The organism is Paenibacillus sp. FSL H3-0321 (assembly GCF_038002865.1).
GTDB lineage: Bacteria > Bacillota > Bacilli > Paenibacillales > Paenibacillaceae > Paenibacillus_AQ.
Genome location: NZ_JBBODH010000001.1, coordinates 5,304,201 through 5,321,740, shown reverse-complemented (window position 1 = coordinate 5,321,740; position 17,540 = coordinate 5,304,201). Strand labels below are relative to the sequence as shown.

Annotated in this window: 13 protein-coding genes; 3 read left to right on the top strand and 10 right to left on the bottom strand. The window is 52.7% G+C overall.

All coding sequences use genetic code 11. From position 1 onward, the window contains the following. Positions 1-287: 287 nt before the first annotated feature. The 5 genes from MHI45_RS23835 to MHI45_RS23815 all read right to left on the bottom strand — a co-directional run bounded on the left by MHI45_RS23835 (position 288) and on the right by MHI45_RS23815 (position 10,516). Complete coding sequence (locus MHI45_RS23835; protein WP_038586373.1) at positions 288-923, bottom strand: hypothetical protein; 636 nt, start codon at positions 921-923, stop codon at positions 288-290. 62 nt (positions 924-985) lie between these two features. Further along, positions 986-2,263 carry a VWA domain-containing protein gene (locus MHI45_RS23830; RefSeq protein ID WP_341119504.1) on the bottom strand — a complete coding sequence of 426 codons (1,278 nt, stop codon included), beginning with the start codon at positions 2,261-2,263 and terminating at the stop codon, positions 986-988. 590 nt (positions 2,264-2,853) lie between these two features. Next, entirely contained in the window at positions 2,854-5,259 is a 2,406-nt protein-coding gene (locus MHI45_RS23825; protein WP_341119502.1) for a transcription initiation factor TFIID, read from the bottom strand. Positions 5,260-5,263: 4 nt separating this feature from the next. Continuing rightward, a complete protein-coding gene (locus tag MHI45_RS23820; RefSeq protein ID WP_076110328.1) occupies positions 5,264-8,653 on the bottom strand; it encodes a tubulin-like doman-containing protein in 3,390 nt (1,129 codons plus the stop codon). A gap of 69 nt (positions 8,654-8,722) precedes the next feature. Continuing rightward, positions 8,723-10,516, bottom strand: coding sequence for a vWA domain-containing protein (locus tag MHI45_RS23815; RefSeq protein ID WP_038586364.1), 1,794 nt, complete (start codon positions 10,514-10,516; stop codon positions 8,723-8,725). A gap of 246 nt (positions 10,517-10,762) precedes the next feature. On the opposite strand from MHI45_RS23815, the gene MHI45_RS23810 reads away from it, so the two are divergent. The 3 genes from MHI45_RS23810 (at position 10,763) to MHI45_RS23800 (ending at position 13,727) form a co-directional block, all read left to right on the top strand. Beyond that, positions 10,763-10,915, top strand: coding sequence for a hypothetical protein (locus MHI45_RS23810; RefSeq protein WP_156130813.1), 153 nt, complete (start codon positions 10,763-10,765; stop codon positions 10,913-10,915). Then, positions 10,908-11,831, top strand: coding sequence for a hypothetical protein (locus MHI45_RS23805; protein WP_052091822.1), 924 nt, complete (start codon positions 10,908-10,910; stop codon positions 11,829-11,831). Before MHI45_RS23810 ends, MHI45_RS23805 begins: the two co-directional genes overlap by 8 nt. 102 nt (positions 11,832-11,933) lie before the next feature. After that, positions 11,934-13,727: a hypothetical protein gene (locus tag MHI45_RS23800; RefSeq protein ID WP_076110331.1), complete on the top strand. Its 1,794-nt coding sequence runs from the start codon at positions 11,934-11,936 to the stop codon at positions 13,725-13,727. 97 nt (positions 13,728-13,824) lie between these two features. Here MHI45_RS23800 and MHI45_RS23795 read toward each other — a convergent pair whose 3' ends face one another. The 5 genes from MHI45_RS23795 to MHI45_RS23775 form a co-directional block, all read right to left on the bottom strand. Continuing rightward, complete coding sequence (locus MHI45_RS23795) at positions 13,825-14,184, bottom strand: DUF948 domain-containing protein (RefSeq protein WP_076110332.1); 360 nt, start codon at positions 14,182-14,184, stop codon at positions 13,825-13,827. Positions 14,185-14,526: 342 nt separating this feature from the next. Beyond that, entirely contained in the window at positions 14,527-15,540 is a 1,014-nt protein-coding gene (locus MHI45_RS23790; protein ID WP_076110333.1) for a phosphotransferase family protein, read from the bottom strand. 154 nt (positions 15,541-15,694) lie between these two features. Next, positions 15,695-16,534: a GNAT family N-acetyltransferase gene (locus tag MHI45_RS23785; RefSeq protein ID WP_076110334.1), complete on the bottom strand. Its 840-nt coding sequence runs from the start codon at positions 16,532-16,534 to the stop codon at positions 15,695-15,697. 42 nt (positions 16,535-16,576) lie between these two features. Next, on the bottom strand, positions 16,577-17,326 hold the full coding sequence (locus MHI45_RS23780) for a WecB/TagA/CpsF family glycosyltransferase (protein ID WP_076110335.1): 750 nt from the start codon (positions 17,324-17,326) through the stop codon (positions 16,577-16,579). Continuing rightward, the gene (locus MHI45_RS23775; RefSeq protein WP_076110336.1) at positions 17,323-17,508 is read right to left on the bottom strand and encodes a hypothetical protein; all 186 of its coding nucleotides are present in this window, start codon (positions 17,506-17,508) and stop codon (positions 17,323-17,325) included. The genes MHI45_RS23780 and MHI45_RS23775 overlap by 4 nt, the downstream gene beginning before the upstream one ends. Between the last annotated feature and the right edge of the window lie 32 nt (positions 17,509-17,540).

The following is a 17,540-nucleotide window of genomic DNA, read 5'->3' as shown; positions in this document are numbered from 1 at the left end:
CCACTTTTACCTGCACTTTGTGCAATTATAGAAGAGCAAATGGCATACTTTATCGGCTTTCCCGAAATATAGATGTACAAAATACAATTAAACCTGCTTAGTAGAAGAAATCGATCGTTTTAGTTGCACGAAATGCAATTCCAGCCACTTCAGACTCCAAAAAGCAGGCCATTCAGACTTACTTACATTCCCGCAAACGCGCGCACCACAGACGTACGAAGCTTACACCTCAAGATACTTACGATCCAAGCAAGCTGCGGACTCATAATTACAAGCTCAACACCGGATTACTCCGGCACCAGCTCATAATACAATCCGTACTTACGGCCATCCGTGAAAAAGATGCGTACAAAATCCTCCTTGCCGATTTCAATCGGCGGAAGGACGCTTCTCCCGGCGGGGAAATCCTGCACAAACGGAAAAAGGATGCCGTCCTCTTTAGAAGCCGGATGCCCGCCCCGTTTCTTGACGTAGCACAGTACATCCTTCGGCACCGGCACTTCGGCGGAAATCGTCATATGTACTGTCTTCAGCTTGCCGAACAGTGCTTTTTTCTGCTGGATGGAATAATAAATCCGCGCCTTGCCTGCACTGACCAAGGCACGGTTCTCGCCATCCGGCTGGCGCACCAGCAGGGTCTCTCCGTTCTCGGTGAGCCGGACAAATATGGTATAAACCACCTGGCCGATATCATCCAGCCTGTCGCGGTATCCATTATTCGCTTTGTACTCCTCGCGCGTATACAGCTTCATGCCGGAGGGCGGAAGCTCTCCGCTATCCGGCGCTTCTGTAGACGCCTTGTGAATACAGACCGCCTGCACGCCATCCGGCCAGCGCCATCGCAGCGTACAGAACCGGTCCTCCACCCGGGAGACCACATCCGCAATAACCGGCGTGGAGGAATGAGCCTCGGCGTACCTCATGACTGTAAACTCCTTTCACTATCCCTATCGTTTTGCATGTTCACTATCTGCTGTCCATACTTTTAGAATCCCTTGCTGCCCCTGTTTCTGCGCGGTGAGTGGAAGCCCTCCGATGACGGTGCTGAGGCTGCAGCATTTCTTTCACCTCTGCGGGATAATCGTCCCTCCCCAACCGGCACAACAAAGGTGAACAAGGAGAGAATCGCAGCCAGAACAAGCAGGGCGATCAGACGGATGATTGCATCCCAGTAAGAATGCCCGCTGAGGCCGAATTCAAGGATCAGACCGGCGAATAGACCGGACACTGCGCCGCCTACTCCGAAGCTTTTTGCGAGGTGGCGGTTATCGAACACAATACCAAGGCCAACACCCAGAGTTATACCGATCAGCATAAGCGCCAAAATACGAACTACTGCATAATACGGGCTGTCGGCGGTCGCATCACTGCGCTCAGTGAGCAAGGTCCGGTCTCCCAAGCGGTCATAAATTTGCTGGAACACATCACCCAGCCGGTTCGCATCTGTAACATCATAGTATTGCCCGCCGGTGACGGAAGCGATGTCTAGCAGCAAATTGGAGCCGGATGTATCGTCCAGCGCCAGTCCAATAGTATTAACCGCGATGCCGCGCTCCACGTACTCGTTGAGTTCCGTAGCGGTGTTGAACTGACTGAATCCGTCGGACAGCAGGATTACCATTGCTCCGCGGCCGGCTTTGTCGTCACTGTTAATAACGTTCATAGCTTCTGTAAGTGCACCGCTGATATTCGTCCCGCCCTCCGTCGTCTGCAAACTGCTGATTACAGCCGATACTTTCTCGCGGTTCGCCGGACTGGAGAGTGAAATCAACGGCTGAACAACCGAAGACTCGTCGCTGAAAGTTACTACAGCCACCTGATTATCTTCGTCCATCTGCCGCACCAGCGCATCCGCAGCCGCATAGCGGCTGTTGTCAGGATCACTCTGCATCATACTGCCGGAGTCATCAATGACCATTACGACATTTTTGATCGGCTTGATTCCGCCGAAGTTCAGCTCGTACACAAACTCTGTTAACACGCCTACTCCAAGCATCAGAACGAGCGTCAGCGGGAGCAGCTTCCAGGACAAGCCCAGATAACGCTGCTTCCAGGACAAGCCGTTCAGCCTTGGAGAGATCATCTCCGCAATCAGACAGCCAAGCCCAACCCCAAGTGCCACAATGGCAAAATAGATTCCGACAAGCACAATCGACGGCAGGTCATAGGGCCTGCGGCTAAGCAGCAGCTCACCGAGAACAAAGGCCACTCCACCGCCCAGCAGGCTGAAGAAGAACAGGAGCAGATTGATTTTTCGCTGCATCGTTATTCATCCTTTCCGGGAACAACTAAAATTTGATATTTATAATTACCGGAGCAGCCAGCCGGTCATGCTGTTGGCATTCTAATCCATGGAAAAACGGCGGCGAAGGAACTCCCTTTGTTTATTGTAATGATACTCAATGAGCCTGGCTATGAAATTACAGTATTAGCAAGTGGAAACGGCTTCGCCGTCCTCAAAAGGACGGTATCCGTTTCAGCGAGAAATAGAAGGATAGTTTATAGCGTGAAGCATATAAATTCTTATCTTTTTAAAAAAAGTATACTCTGGAGCATATTCCTAACGTTCTCTTCTTGGATTGATTCAGTAAAGGGATGACACAAGCGATTCTGCTGCACTATGTGCAATAGAATTACCGCCAAAACGCTGGAAATCCAATTCTATTGCACTTTCTGCAGTAGAATACAGTAGAAACCGCCTCAAACCCCGATTTCACCAAAATCTGCTGTAAAAAGTGCAACAGAACGCCTTACTTGAGTCAACCGAGCCGATTCTGCTGCACTTTTTACAATAGAAACGCTCGCTCATCCGAGAAGAGAAGCACACACAGCCATCCATTCTGTGCCTGTGCCTTAGCGCAACTCCGGGAGCTGCTCAGCTTCAACGCCGTGGAGCCGGTAGCCGCTTGTGGCGTAGGTCTCATAGTAGACCTTTCCATTGCGGTAATAGAGCAGATCCTCCAGATGGAAACCGCCCATCAGGTTCAGCTTCTCGACTCCGCTCCGGCGCTGCTCATGCACGAAGCCGAGCCGGTAGATGCGGGTAGTCTCGTCTGCACCGAAGGCGTAGCGCAGGAACTCGGATGCACTGTCGCCGAAGAAATATTTCTCCTCATGCCGGTGCTCCTGTGTATATTCGAACAGGCGGACATTGATGTTCGCCTCCTCTTCCAGGCTCCGGTACAAGCGCTTGAACAGCTCCTCCTTGGACACAATCTCGCGGTTCTCATAAGCCGCCGCGACGTTGGCCCGCCGCAGCAGCTCTTCCTCGAAAGGCAGCGCGAACGGCTCTGCCGCCAGCAGTTCCCTCCGGCAGATCTCAATCAGCCGTTCCGCGACTGCCGCTCCGCCTTGCTTGAGCAATTCCGAGAGGCTGCCCATAAAACGCTCGCTGAAGAAGATGCCGGCACCACGGCGCGCTTCCATGTCCTTCATGACCTCTTCCGTGACGGTACGGTAATACTCCATAATGTTCCGGTCCACCGTCTCGTTGCTGCGGCCGATGCTATTCAGCGCAAGGCTGTGCAGCTCTTCCTCCAGCGCCTCCATCGTCTGCACCTTAGCCCTGCTCTCCAGGTGCAGCTGCTCCAGTGCGGCATCATATCGGAGGCAGAGCGCAAGCTCGCTCTCAAGACGCAGAATCTCGTACTTTCCTCCATAGACCCGTTCAAATAAATAATGAATGAAATTGCGCACCGTCCGTTTATCCAGCAGCGGCACCCGCTGGAACGGTTGGCGCTCCACGCTTTCCGCGTAGAGCCGCTCCAGCTCCTCCTGTGCGGAGGATAACGCTGAGCGCAGGCCGTTCATATGCTGGCGCAGCGCATGCAGCACACTGCCGCCGGCTTCGCCCTGTCCGGCGGTCCATTCCGCCAGCTGATAGAACGTCACTGGCGGAACAGCCGTCTCCTGGGCCGCCAGAACAGCGGCCCATTCACGGGCAGGATTTACGGCTGCTGTGCGCCCGGCGGATACCTCCGCAAAGTTGCGGCGGAAATAAGCCTGCCCGCCGTCACCGAAGAGCAGATCCTCCGCTTCGCGCAGCGACAGCTGCTTCAGTTCGCTGAAGGACGGACGGCCGTGGCTCATCAGCCCGGTCATTTCCGCAATTCCGGCTTCATCCGGCAGCAGTGCCGCCGCACGTTCACGCAAGGCCTCCGGGTTTAACCCAAGCAGCGACTGCCGCTCACGCAGACTCCATGCAGCGCTGCCTCCGCGCAGTTCTTCCGCAAAATAGCGGAAAGCGTGGTACAGCACCGTCAGCGCAATCTGCCTATTGGGTCTGCGAACGGCGGAAAAGCCGGCGGACGCATACCCCTGCCTTCCCGTACTGCCCCTGATGCCGCTCTTAAAGGTCATATTGTTATAGCCGCCATGTCCGGTGGCGTGGTCGGTGGAGGGCCGCACCCGGTTCTTCAGCAGGCTGATATGGGCGATAATCTCATAATTATCATCCATGCCATGCGGGGACATCATCCCCCGCTCGTTCTTGTCCGAGAGCAGATAGACGAGATCGAACAAGGCCGAGGGGCCATGGGCGACCGGAATCGACAGCCCTTCTTCAGTTACAAGCAGCGGCGCTTTGAACGTATAGTCCGTAAGCTGCATCCCGTCCAGCTCACGCAGAAAAGCCAGCCCTACCGAACTGGAATACCCGAAATTCTCCCCCTGCTCCCGCTCGTTGATCAGGGCGTAAAGGTCGGTCTGCACCGACTTGAACGACTGCCCGAGCACTGCGCGGGCCAGCAGGGCAACTTCCGGCAGCAGCACATTAAGCGGGTCATCGACCCGCGTAATGATGGACAAATGGATGACGTCAAAGGAAGAATACAGCCGCCCATAATCCGCTATGCTGTTGCCGAGCTGCCGGAGGGTCCGGTTCATCCCAGCCAAATAACGGCTGTCTTCGTGAAGTTCGCGGTAGATATCATGGCGGACCGTGCGGGGATCACGTCCCGCCGTTTCCGGCAGGGCCATGCTCATCACCCGCTCCCTTTCGCCTTCACCACCCTGCATCTGACTGCGGCCCTGTTCCTTGCCGCCTGCAGGCGCTGCATGCAGTGCCATCACGCCGCCGGCATTATCCCATTTCCGTTCGCAGCTGTCCAGCACCGGTCCGATGGCCGGTGATACCTTGTCGCCCAGGAACAGAAACAAGGCCGGGTAATGGATGCTGCTGCGTCCATCTCCTTTGCTGCGCTGCGCTTCTTCCTGCGCCGCATATTGCTGGGCATAACTTAATGCTTGTGCTTTAATCATAGGCTTACTTCAGCTTTCTGCGGATGCTGCCAAGCTTGCCGGTCAGGCTCTTGTAGAAGCTGTACATTTCATCGCCGTCCGCATGCTCCACCCGCTCATATTCCAGACTGTCACGCGCCTCCAGGAAGGAGACGTACATGCCTTCCAGCTTGTAGAGCAGCGGAGTGACATCCTCCGCAGCGGTCATTTCACCGGCGCGGCGGGCCGCCTTGCGCAGCAGCAGACTGCGGCTCTTCTCATCCAGCGAGCGGAAATGGCGGTATACCGCATACTCCACATAGCTGCGTTCCTTCATTAAGTTGGCGAAGGGTTCCCAGGCATCTTCGTCCTCGTCACGGTCATAGACGTAAAGCGCGCCTTTTTTGGTGATCGTGTCGGTGTACAGGGCTTCGATGAACTGATCCAGCCATTTGTCTTCGTCGATATATTGATGCAGCAGTGCCTCAAGCTCAGCCGCCTTCGCGGTCAGCGCGTCGTACTTCGCCAGCTCTTCACGCACACGGGTAATCAGCTGCGGGGAACGGATCAGATTCTCCTGGGCCAGTTCCTTATTAATGCTGCCAAAAATATCCTTGATCCCTTCGCGCTCCAGCCCATTCTGGCGCAACGCCTTCAGCTCGTCGGTTGCCTTCTTCACTTCACCGAGATTCGGACGCGAGGAGTCAAGCTGCAGATCATAGCCGCTCAGGAATTTAGCCAAGTCGAACGGCTTGGTGAACACGACCGAAAACCGGCTGCTCGTATTTTCATCCAGCCCTTTTTCGATAATAACTCCGCTCTCCAGTGCTTTCGCGAAATCCGCACGAACTCTGGCGTTGTAATCACGCACACGGGCGTTGACATAGGTATCGCCCCATGATTTTTCCGGAATCGGAGACGGCAGGTAGGTCCAGTTGTTCTTGTCAGTCATCACCAGATGGCGGCCGATGCCTTCCTTGTCGAGGATGGTCCGCTCATAGTTCTCCTCGAACACCCGCAGCGGCGTATACACAAACAGCGGTACCCCATTGCGCGTATTCAGCCAGAAAATCCGGTTCTTCACCTGGCTTTCCTTGATCGTAAACTGTGATTTACCCAGCGCATTATTCTGATAATTGCGGATTCCCTTCAGGATGCCCGGCGCCTTAACCGGCACAGATACGAATCCCCACGACGGGAAGTGCAGGCTGCCGGAGCTGTTGCTGAGATGGAAAATCGGCACGGCGTCCTCATCCAGGCGTCCGGCGATAATCCGCTCCACGAACTTATCCAGCGGCTCCTCGCGGCCGTATTTCATGACCAGGAAATCCTCCATCGAACGGGTAATGAGATCGCCGAACTTATCGCTCAGGAATTCGGAGATAGAACGCACAATGTCGATCTCCTGTTCTTTGACCCAGCGGCCGGAATGCTTCAGCATTTCCCGCGTGAAGTCACGGATCAGGTCATCGCCGTCCTTCTGGTCCATTACCTTCGAGATCGTCGCCGAAATATCCGGCACATTAACGATATTCCAGTAGTAGGTTTTGTTGCCTTTATGGTCGGCCTGCTCTTCACCGTTAATCAAAATATCGCCGTTCTTCTCAAAGATCGTGCTGAGCGCACTGAGAATCTCCGTAAACACACCATAAATCCGGTTGTTTTCTTCATTCAGAAGCTCAAACAGGTCCTCGTAGAATTCGATCATCTGCTCCGTGCGCTCCACATCAGCATGCAGCCAGTACTCGTTGATTTTGGCTTCGATATAGGCGTTTTTCTTCTTTTCCTTGGAGACAAAAGCGCTCCGCGCATCGCCCAGCTTCTCTTCCGCACTCTCCTGCGCCGTCTCGATATCGCGCGGAAGTCTCAGCAGGCTCTCGCGCAGCGCTTCGATATAGGACTGGATCAGCTTCAGAATACAAAAGCCCTTCTCGGTATAAAGCAGGCGAGAGACATAAAACGGTCCCTGCTCAGGATGAAGGAAGATACGCTCCAGCTCCTCACCGAAACGTCCGGTGATTTCGCCCGGCAGCTGCTTCTTGGCCTTGATATATTCTTCACGCGCCCGGGACAGGAAGTTCTGCTCCAGCTCCGTATCCATGTCGACCACCTGGTTCTTGATCACATTGGCATGGCCCAGACGTTCACTGTTCTGGTAGCCGGGCAGCGGCTCCGGCACGCGGGATTCAAAGGTTTTGATCATGGTGTCGAGGTCGATGCCCAGCTTGCGGGCCAGCTTCTCCACATCCTCCTGCCCCGGTGCCTGCTGGAACATCTTGTCCATCTTGTCGAACAGGCGGAAAGCCAGATAGGTGGTCATTTCCTCTATCGGCAGAACCGCGGAAGAGGCCCCGATAATGTTGTATTCATAGTTGGCCGGATAGGTCTTGTTCATCTGCGCAATGTTCGTGCGGATGTTACTGATATAGTCGTGGATCGCAAATTCCTCACCCGACTGCTTTTCCTCGCTGGCCATAAAGTTCGTGATATTCTCCGCGGTTACATTCATGCAATAATCGTAGGCGTTCTCCAGCAGCTTGCCTTCGGTATTGGTCGCCGAGATCAGATGGCACAGATTGAAAGGAGGCAGCGGCGAATTGACCGTCAGTATATTGCCGTATTGCTGGCGGAACCGTTCACCCCGGCTGTCCACATTCATCCAGTAATCCAGCTCTTTGAGCGCCGCATACCCGTTCTTGCGGATATATTCGCGCGTATGCTCGCTGAGGCTCTTGTTTGCCAGGTTCACGTCCGGCGTGAACAGATATCCCAGTGTGTTCACCCGGTCAACACCGGCCGCGCCGTAGTCGCGTTCTATAATCCCGCGCACGATATAAGCAATATCAAGGAACGAGCCGCTTCCTGTTCCCCCGGACAGACCGGTGAGCAGGAATACCATCAGCTTCTTGCTCGTGCCGACGGACAGCGTCTTGATCTTCTTGTCGATGGCGCCCACAACCTGGTTGATCTTCGTAAACAGCAGCAGCCGTCCAGCCTGGCGCACCCCTGCGGCACCGTTCATTCCGTCGGTAATGCTCAGCTCCGGTGACAGCCATTCTGTAATATACGGGTCGAGAATACTGCGGTTCTGCAGCAGTCCGCCGATCTCGGCATTGGCCAGCAGCACAAATTCATTCTGCGGATCGAGGCCGATGCCTTTGTATTTTTTACCGCGGTCCTGCTCATTGGTCTCAAATGCCAAAAATTCCACATTGTCCGGCTTGTCGCGTTTCTTCTTGGAGAGCGGATCTTCCGGCAGCTTGAAGCGGCGGTTGATCTGGTATTTCAAGCGCAGCAGGGCATCAATGCCCGTGCCGCCGAGGCCGATGATCAGGATCGGATTATCGATCGTGTCTACTCTAATTTTGTCGCTGACGATCCCTCCGCCAAGCGATACATCCAATTGCTGAATATGCTCTCTCACTACCGGTTTCATAGGTTTTCCCCCTAGTCAATTTGAAAAATTCCAGTTACAGGAACTCCCCATACCACTAACTTCTCAGCCTTATATTAAATACTCCAGCAAAATCGTCTTATCTACCGTCTGCAGCGCCACGGAAATACGGTCGCCGCTCTTCAATTCTAGTCCGCGCGAGGTATCGGCCACACGGCCCGATCTTTCCACGGATATACCTTCCCCGCCGCGCAGCAGCAGGCGGTCATTCTTGCCCGGTGTGAAGACGAGCTTCTCGCTCTCCTTCAGCTCCGGTGCCAGCTGCAGCAATTGGTGAAGGGTGAATTTCCCCCGGAACGCCGAAAGCTTCTTGTACTGTGGATAGGTCTTCTCTCCGGTATTCCCGTCGAGTACCTCCACCACCATCTGCCCTACAAAACCTCGGGTCGAATTCTTGCGCAACAGCCAGAACGCAACAGCCGCAGCGAGCAGCAGCACGATGCCCCCAATGATAAAATATGGCGTCTTTGAGGAAGACTTCTCCAGAGCAGGTTCTTCACCACCCGGCTTTGTTCCCGCTGCCGGTGGGCTTGTAGCAACCGTCCCCGTCTTGGCGTTGATCTTGAGCACGTCACTCTCACGGTAGAAGCTGCTCTCCTCCGCCCGGACCTTCAGCTCATACTCATGGCTGTCCTTGAGTTCAAAGGTGCCTTTGAAGACCGCTGCGGAGTTATCCAGCGGAATCTCCTGCACATCGCCTGTATCCAGATCCGTGGCGAGCAGTACCGCCTTCATATCTTGATACAAATTACTGAGCGTTACCTGAGCACCATTGCTGAACAGGTGCGAGGAAATCTCAACTTTATCGCCCTTCTTGTAAGTTGCGGCGGAAGGCAGCGCATCGATCTTAAGCTCCAGATCATAGTTGAATACGAGATTGATATCGATCTTATCCTTCGGCACACCCTTCACCTGGAGCTTCCAGTCCCCCTGCTCCGGCGAGATCAGCTTGATCAGGCTATAGCTGCTCGATTTGGACAGCAGGACATCGTCCGACGGGATAGCTATAGATTTTCCCGAAGGATCCGTCAGCTTCGCGGTAACCGGCTGGGAGGACATAATGGATATATTCGCTTCCAGCACACTGCTGTTAGGAACATTGACCGTAACCTCCTGATAGCTTCCGTTCGCCGTAATCGACTGTACAGGCACGACCTTCAGCTTCAAATGGCTGGCAAAAATTTCACTTAGGATCTGCGGCAGATCATCGGCCGAATCCGTTGTGAATGCCTTGCCGCCTGTCTTGTCAGACAGGCCTGCCAGAATTTCTTTATTCAGCTTGCCATCAGCATTGAGCCCTATAGTATAAACCGGGTATCCTTTCTGCTTGGCTGTTTCTATGGCAGCATCCAGTTCCTGATCCGACTGGCTCTGGGTCCGGCCGCTTGATTCATCCAAATCATTGTTGCCGTCAGCCAGCATGACGATCATTGGCTCATGACCCGGGTCACTGCCATTCTCCAGCACCTTGACGGCCTCTTCCATCCCTACGGCGATATCCGTATACGCCCCGCGGCTTAAACCGTCGATGAAATCCTTGAGGTCCTGCTTATCACTGGCAGAGCTGATTTGCAGCAGCGCCTTCTCCCGCTGCACCTTATCGGTGTAGGCTACGATACCGACCTTGTCGCCTTGGGCAGACAGCATATCTATAAACATTTTCATCGCTTCGTTCGCGATCTTGTTCTTGTCACTCTTATTCATGGAGTTGCTGACATCAATCAGCAGTACGGCGTCAATATGAGATGGCGCGGCAGATGTTGCAGCGCTGGCCTGCAATGTCGCAAAGGGCGCAGCGGCCATGAACAGAATCAGCAGCAGTAAAGGTACAACACGCTGCAGCATCGTTGGACTTGTTCTTCTTAGGTGTAAATGTGTACGAAGCATAAAGATGGCTCCTCTTGTGTTATATTCGGGTTATGCGGCAGGGTAACGGTATAGCTAAAATCTGTAAATAGTATGCCATTATGATATAATTAAACCTTGTAAACTTCAACTTTAGGACCGCAGGACCGGCAACCGGGTGCATAGAATCGTCATTCTATCAGCCCCTCCAGACCGCTGTACTTCCAAGAAGAAAGGAAGAGTTCCATGATTTCATACGTCATTCTCGGGATTACGTTTCTATATGCCGTAATTCAGATCTCCTTGTATGCTTCACGCCAGCGCAAGCCGCTTACCCGTGACGACATTGACGAGAGGCTGCTCGCCGCACTGAATGGAGGCGATCCTGCCCGTGAATAAGAAGAAACCCGTAACTTTCCGGCCTTTCAAGGCTCCGCGTTATGCGCATGATAACCTGCGCGTCTGCCGCCATTGCGGCCGTTATACCGCACTAGGCGAAGAGCGCTGCGGCAAATGCGGACGTGCCGCCCTGACTCCGGTGGAGAAGCAGGCCACCTCCATCGCAGGACGCAAAATGCACACCCGCCTGCTGCTCATCCTGCTGCTCACCCTGGTCTCGGTCTATTTCGGCGAGAGCTTGCAGCAGATGGTGCTGTGCGCTGCCGGAGGAGTCGTTCTAGCCGGACTTCTATTCTATACGCAGCGGAAGGTAAGGCAGAACCAGAATCTTTATGCCCTCAATGAACTGCTGGGACGAAATATCATTAACATCAAGGAGGGCCTGGAAATCAACCGTCAGGAGGCTGTATCCGTACTGCGCGAGAATGATGTGCTGGCCTACGAGAAGCTGCGCGAAATTTCCATCCTGCTGCGCGGCGACCGGATTGCCCGCCAGCGTATTGCCCTTCTGCACGGTTTCCAGCTGCGTAAAGATATGTACCTGGAGCTTGAACAGCTGTTGCTGAAGGATTTCGAGCCACTGCTCGCAGAATATATCGGCGAAATCGCCAAGGTCCGCCCTGACCTTATCAAAGACCGTACGCTGCGCTATGTGAAGAATTATGAAGCTCAGATTCTTGAAATGGATAAAGGTGCGGCCATCCTGGTCGGTGTCGCCGGAGCGGCTGTACGCCTGAAGCGTTACGCGCTGCTCTACTCCGGAATGATCGGAAGATACATACAGGATCTGCCCAAGGACCGTTTCCTGCGCTTATCCAGGCTGATCTCTGCCAGCCCCTATGAAGCCTGGAACGGCCTGGATCTTAAGGTGGCGGAAGTCCGTGAAGCCAAATATCGTTGGGACCCTGAATCTTGAGTAAAGTACTGCAATATTTAATAGTGCTTTAAACAAGAAGAAGCGGCTGCACCGTCCAAAGTCAGGACGGTACCGGCTCCGTGAGAAAGGGGCTACTATAATATGACGTTTAAACAAGCCATATCCCTGCGGAATATATTGATCATTTTGTGTACATTCATCCTTATTCTGCTTGGACAGAAGGCATTTAGAATCGAAGACAAGATTCAGGCGGTGCATGAAGGCGACCGGCTGTATGCCGCCGGCGATCTGATTTCCGCAGAGAACCAGTACCGCCTGGCAGCCGCGAATCCTTCTATCCTCTATAAGGAAGAAGAGGTTGCAGCGAAGCTCAAGGAGCTGGCCCCCATAACAGCAATCCGTAGCGGACTAAAGACACTGGTATTAAAAGTGTCCCAGCAGCTGGATACAAAGGATTTTACCGGGTTCATGGAGAGTTATGCTGCTTTGCTTAGCCTGAAAACTGAGTATATGCAGCCGGGAGGGTCTTATGAATCCTATTATCGCCAGTTGTCGGCGGATTCAGGCCTTTCCGGCCAGTTCTCAGCCGGGTTCCAGCAGTTCAAGAGCCAGTTTCTTACCGAACTGGGGACCAGTCAAAGCGGCAGCGGCAATGAAGACAGCGGGGACAGCTTCAAGTGGAATCTGCTGCGGATTCCCGATACCTTTTATGGAGGGAGCCCAGCCAAGGAGAAGCTGCTGGCCGGGTCCTTCCAAGCTCATGATACGGTTAAGCTCAAGGAGCTGGCGGCGGCCGGAAGCTTCGATGCTCTGCTAGATTCCGCCTTGTCCATGATGGATGCCTACAAGAGCCACACTTATAATGCCTCATGGGTACAGGAGCAAGCTGAGGCCAGTGCAAAGAAGATGCTCGGCGGCGATCTGGACAGTGATTCCTATGCCGCCTTTACCGGGCATGCCGTAAGCTACCGCAAATTTGCTGCTTCTGCCAGCCTTGATTCATCCAAGGTGCTTACGTTAATAGACAGCAGCTTAGCGAAGCTGATGAAGAGCGCCGCACGTTTGGTCCGCGGCGGCCAATATGCTGAAGCGGTCCAGCTGTACAGCGACCTCACCGGACTTCAGGACACTACAGAAGACATTGCCGCCGCCAGGATCGCCTGGAATGCTGCGGAGCCTGTCCGCCTGCTGCCGGGCGGTGAGGAGCAGGGCAAATACGCCCATGTCGTCTCCGTCACTGGAAGATACGGAGCCAAGGTAGCTGTGGCCGGAACAGACAGCAGCGGAGTCCTCTACTTCGCGGATATGAGCGAGGACGGGATTGTCTCGACAAGGACCGGCGAAGTCATTGCGGGCTTCGAGAATCTCCGCAATCTTGCTTTTGATGATAAGCTATCTGCCCTCTCCGAAGTGCCTGTGGTCGTCGCCGAGAGCAGCCGTGAGGATGGGCGCACCTCTTTTACCGCTTATCAGATTAAGCCGGAGGGAATCTCCCAGCTCTTCTCGTTTGCCGGAAACAGCTATACGCTGCAGCCGGATGATGATCATGCTATTTTCGTTGAAAATGCAATTGTAGAAAATGGTGGAGACGGCCTGACCGCGGTATACCGATTAACAGAGGGCGTCTACCAGTTCTCCGAGATTCATCAGGAACAGGAATATCCACAGATTTCCGCCATCGAGCTGGAGCTTCATCCCTTTGAGAAGGTTACCCTGCACTGCGATATCTATATTGATTCTTCGGGCAGATCCGTTGCAAGCTCCGATGGACGCCTTATTGTCCTTCAGGGAAATACCGGATCGGTTACGGGGCTAGCCCTGGTGAGCGGTCAGTTCTTGAACAGTTTCGAATATGTAGAGACCGATACAGGAATGCAATACTTGCCCGTGTTCGTGGCAGACTCCTTGGAAAGCATGAGTTTAGTCCTCCCTTAAGCTGCCAATAATACTTCTATTAAAAAGACGTAAGAAAGTAACGGAGGATTGCCGTTTGTCTCTTACGTCTTCTTTTTCGGGGATTGTCCAAAAAATTCTATGATCGCCAAACAGCTGCAGCCTTCTTACGGCGTGCTGCGCTCCCGCTTCCTACTTTTCTTTTCCGGATCAGCAAACGTTTATAACGCTTCTGCGTGTAAAGAACATCGGCGGCCGACGTAATCGTTTCCTTAACCTCACCGAGCACCTCTTTGCTCTCCTCTACGGATGCCTTCATCCGCTGCACCTCGGATTTCACACGATCTGACCGCATTTTCGCCTCATCCTTAGTCTCCTGAATATTGGCCTTGATCTGATCCACCGGCTCCTTTAAGCCGTCCACCGAATGTTTGACACCGTCCAGCGACTGCTTCAAGCCGTCGATACTTTTCTTAAGTTCTTTCAGCGGATTACCCAAACGTATCCCTCCTAATTTCCCTCTATATAAATTGAACCTATATACAGATTGAACTTAAGTTTTAGAGTACAAGATCAGTCGCAACTACGGTGAATATTTGGACTTCCAGCCGCTGTTGTCCTCAAATTTCTTGATTTAAACCGCTATTTAGCGGTAGAAATCCGAAGATTGCTTATGCTTTCGATGCTAGCTTTCCTTCGGAAAGCTTTCAGGCGGACGCTATCGCTCCTACAGTTCCAAAATCCCCCTCCGTTGCTCCTTTCCTTTATCTCAATTTTTTAAGTTCAATCTATATAACTAATACTTACCCAGAACGGTTAAGGAAGATTCACCGCCTGCTGCTTACGAACTGAATAAAGGCTGGGTCACCATCTTCATGTATTTTAGCAAATCCGCTTTTGCCTGTTCATTATGCTCCCACACCCCAAGATTCCAGCACATAAAACGAAGTCCCAGGTATCGGGAAGCTATGGAGAACAGCTCTGCATAACGCGGCTCTGGAATATCACAGCCGAAATTGCCCAGATAGGTCCGGTATGCGCTGGCCTGCTGCAAGCTGCCGCACCGCATCGGAATGTCCATGAACAGTGAGCCGTAGCGGGCTTCCTCCCAGTCAATAAAATACACGTTCTCATTGTTATGCACCAATACGTTGCCGGGATTAAGATCATTGTGGATCATCGTATGAGTACTTGCATCATTGATCACAGCAGACATCTCCTCATCGATGCCATCGGCGGCTTCCTCTATTCCGGAGATGACATCCTGTCCAAACGTCCTCTCAAATGCCGGATTGTCCTTAGCGATATTCCACGAATATCTCCATTGCTCATTGATCATTTCTGCAATATAGGCCTCATCAACCATAGGCAGCCACGGCAAATCTTCCCTGCATCCCATATTGGCCCGATGAATATAGGCCAGCGCCAACATTTCTCTGTCCTGAATTGGTGCAATATCCAGCTTGGCGTAATCCGTATCAACGTCCACGTCCTGAATAACCAGCAAACTGCGGCCCTCATTCAGCGGATAGTTCGACAAGCTGTACGGCACATTCGCTGCCTGTGAATATAATCTGGACAGTGCCGACCGCTCAATAAAGGTGGCTTGCTTGGAATACAGGTAAATGCCCGGTACCTCAAGAGATATAGTTGTTGTGGTTCCGGTAGGATCGGTTGCATCGATTGCATTTTCAGCTGTCATTTTCCAATTTATTTTATGCCGTGACAATCCAACTGCCTGTGATCCCGCGCCTACAGGAATATTGTCAATACCCAGTACTTGAATATCCGGGGAAATGAAGCAGTATATTGTATCTTTTATCAGTTCGGTCAATTTAATATCATCTATACTCATAGGTCATCTTCCTTTGCAACGAATACAATAGCGATAATCATCAAGTGGAAACGGCTTCGCCGTCCTCAAAGGACGGTATCCGTTTCAGCGAGAAATAGAAGGATAATTTATAGCGTGAAACATATAAATTCTTATATTTGAACAAAAGCTCTTTCTAGCGGCGGTAGGTATGCTCGGCAAAACAGGCGGTTTCAACGAAGTGATTTCGCTCATAGAGTCTCTTGGCTCCGGCATTGCTTCCGGCCACCCGCAAAAAAATATTCCCGTCACCCTGCTCTCTCATACGGTTGATGCAGTGATTCAGAATAATTCCGCCATACCCGCGGTTCTGGTACTCCGGCGCTACAACAATATCGCGGATATATTCCCCTTCCGTAATATAAGCACCCACTAAAGAGTCTCGTATCCAAAACGAACGGACCCGGGACTCCGCTTCGTAAGCGGCAAGAGTCGCCAAAAAGGATTCCGGCTCCCGCCGGTACTGGTCCGTGTCCCAACCGTTATCTCTATTCAACTGCTCATACGCCCCATCAAACAAGGCAATGAAGGACTCCAGCATCTCCGGCGTAAATCCCCGTTCCTGCAATAAAGCAGCGGGCTCCGCTTCAACCGGATGGTTCCCGGCATACCTCAGCTGATAACCTTCGATGTCTGGTGAAAACCCCAGCCCTCTCACGAACTGAACGATCTCCGTATTTCTTCCGTATACATTAAAGCAGATCTCCCTCTCTTCGTTTGCCTGTAAATAGGGGTTAATCTTGCTCTCCATCCCCTCCAATAATACATCGGGCTGGCCGCACTGCCTGAACACTGCATAGGCAATGACGCAATCTGCTCCCTCCGCCAGACAGAAGACACCTTGATTGGGACCTGATTCCCCATAGTAAATAACCGACACAGCCCCATCTGCAAAAGCAGCCCTAACATAACCTTCCGCTCCCGACGAAATCATTGAAATCAGTTGCAGGATCTTATTAAATTCCGTCTCATCCATCTTCCTTCCGCCCTCACAATCTGTTATCGTTACGAATCCCCGTTACTTTCTGAGCATTGTCCGGTACACAAATTTGGGCAACGCCGACTGCCTGCGCCAGCGGGATTTCTGTCCTTTGGCAACGGGAGCGAACAACAGCCGGTGCGCCCATTCCAGGTTAAGCTTCTTCCAGATCACCGGTGCCGGCTTCACTTTTCCCGAGAGTACATCCAGGCTGCCGCCAACTCCAAAAACAAGCTTAACGCCAGTCAGCTCCTGCTTATGCTTATACAGCCATTTATCCGAATACGGTGCGCCCATGGCAAGAATGAGAACATCCGGCTTGCTGCGCTGAATGTCTGCTAGTATCCCCTGCTCCTCTGCTGCATTAAAAAATCCATGATGCCTGCCGGCAATCTTCACCTGCGGATAGGAGGTGTTAATCTTCTCTACGGCCTGTCTGCTGGTGATTTCATCGGTTCCCAGGAAATAAAAGCTCCAGCCCAGCTCATTGCCCTTCTCCAGCATCCTGAGCAGCAGGTCATAGCCTGTTACCCTTTCGGGGATCGGCTGGCCTTTTCTTCTGGCAGCCAGTACGATGCCGATCCCGTCAGGCACGATTAAGTCCGCCGAACTGATGATTTCCTGAAGCAGCTCATCGGTTTGACTGGCTAACGTAATCTCCGGATTGGCCGTTATTAGATGAAAGAGCCTGTCCTGTCTATTCTGAACTTGCTCGGCTAACCGAAGCGTAGTTTCCTCAAGCGTCAGCTTGGAAAATGGAACACCTAGAATCGAAACGATATCGTTCATAAATTATTTCCCTCCCAGTCCTCCAGCACATTCCAGCCCATCGCAGGTTCTCCATGGAAGGAGTGCAACGAGCCTATATAAACATGGTTGTTATGAATCCCTGTCTCCAGGTAATGCCGCATCACTTCTTGCGTTGAGGCGGTTACATGCTGATCGGCAATTGCACTGCGATCCACCCACAAGAGCCGGCCTTCTTCACTTTCAATTAAGGTGC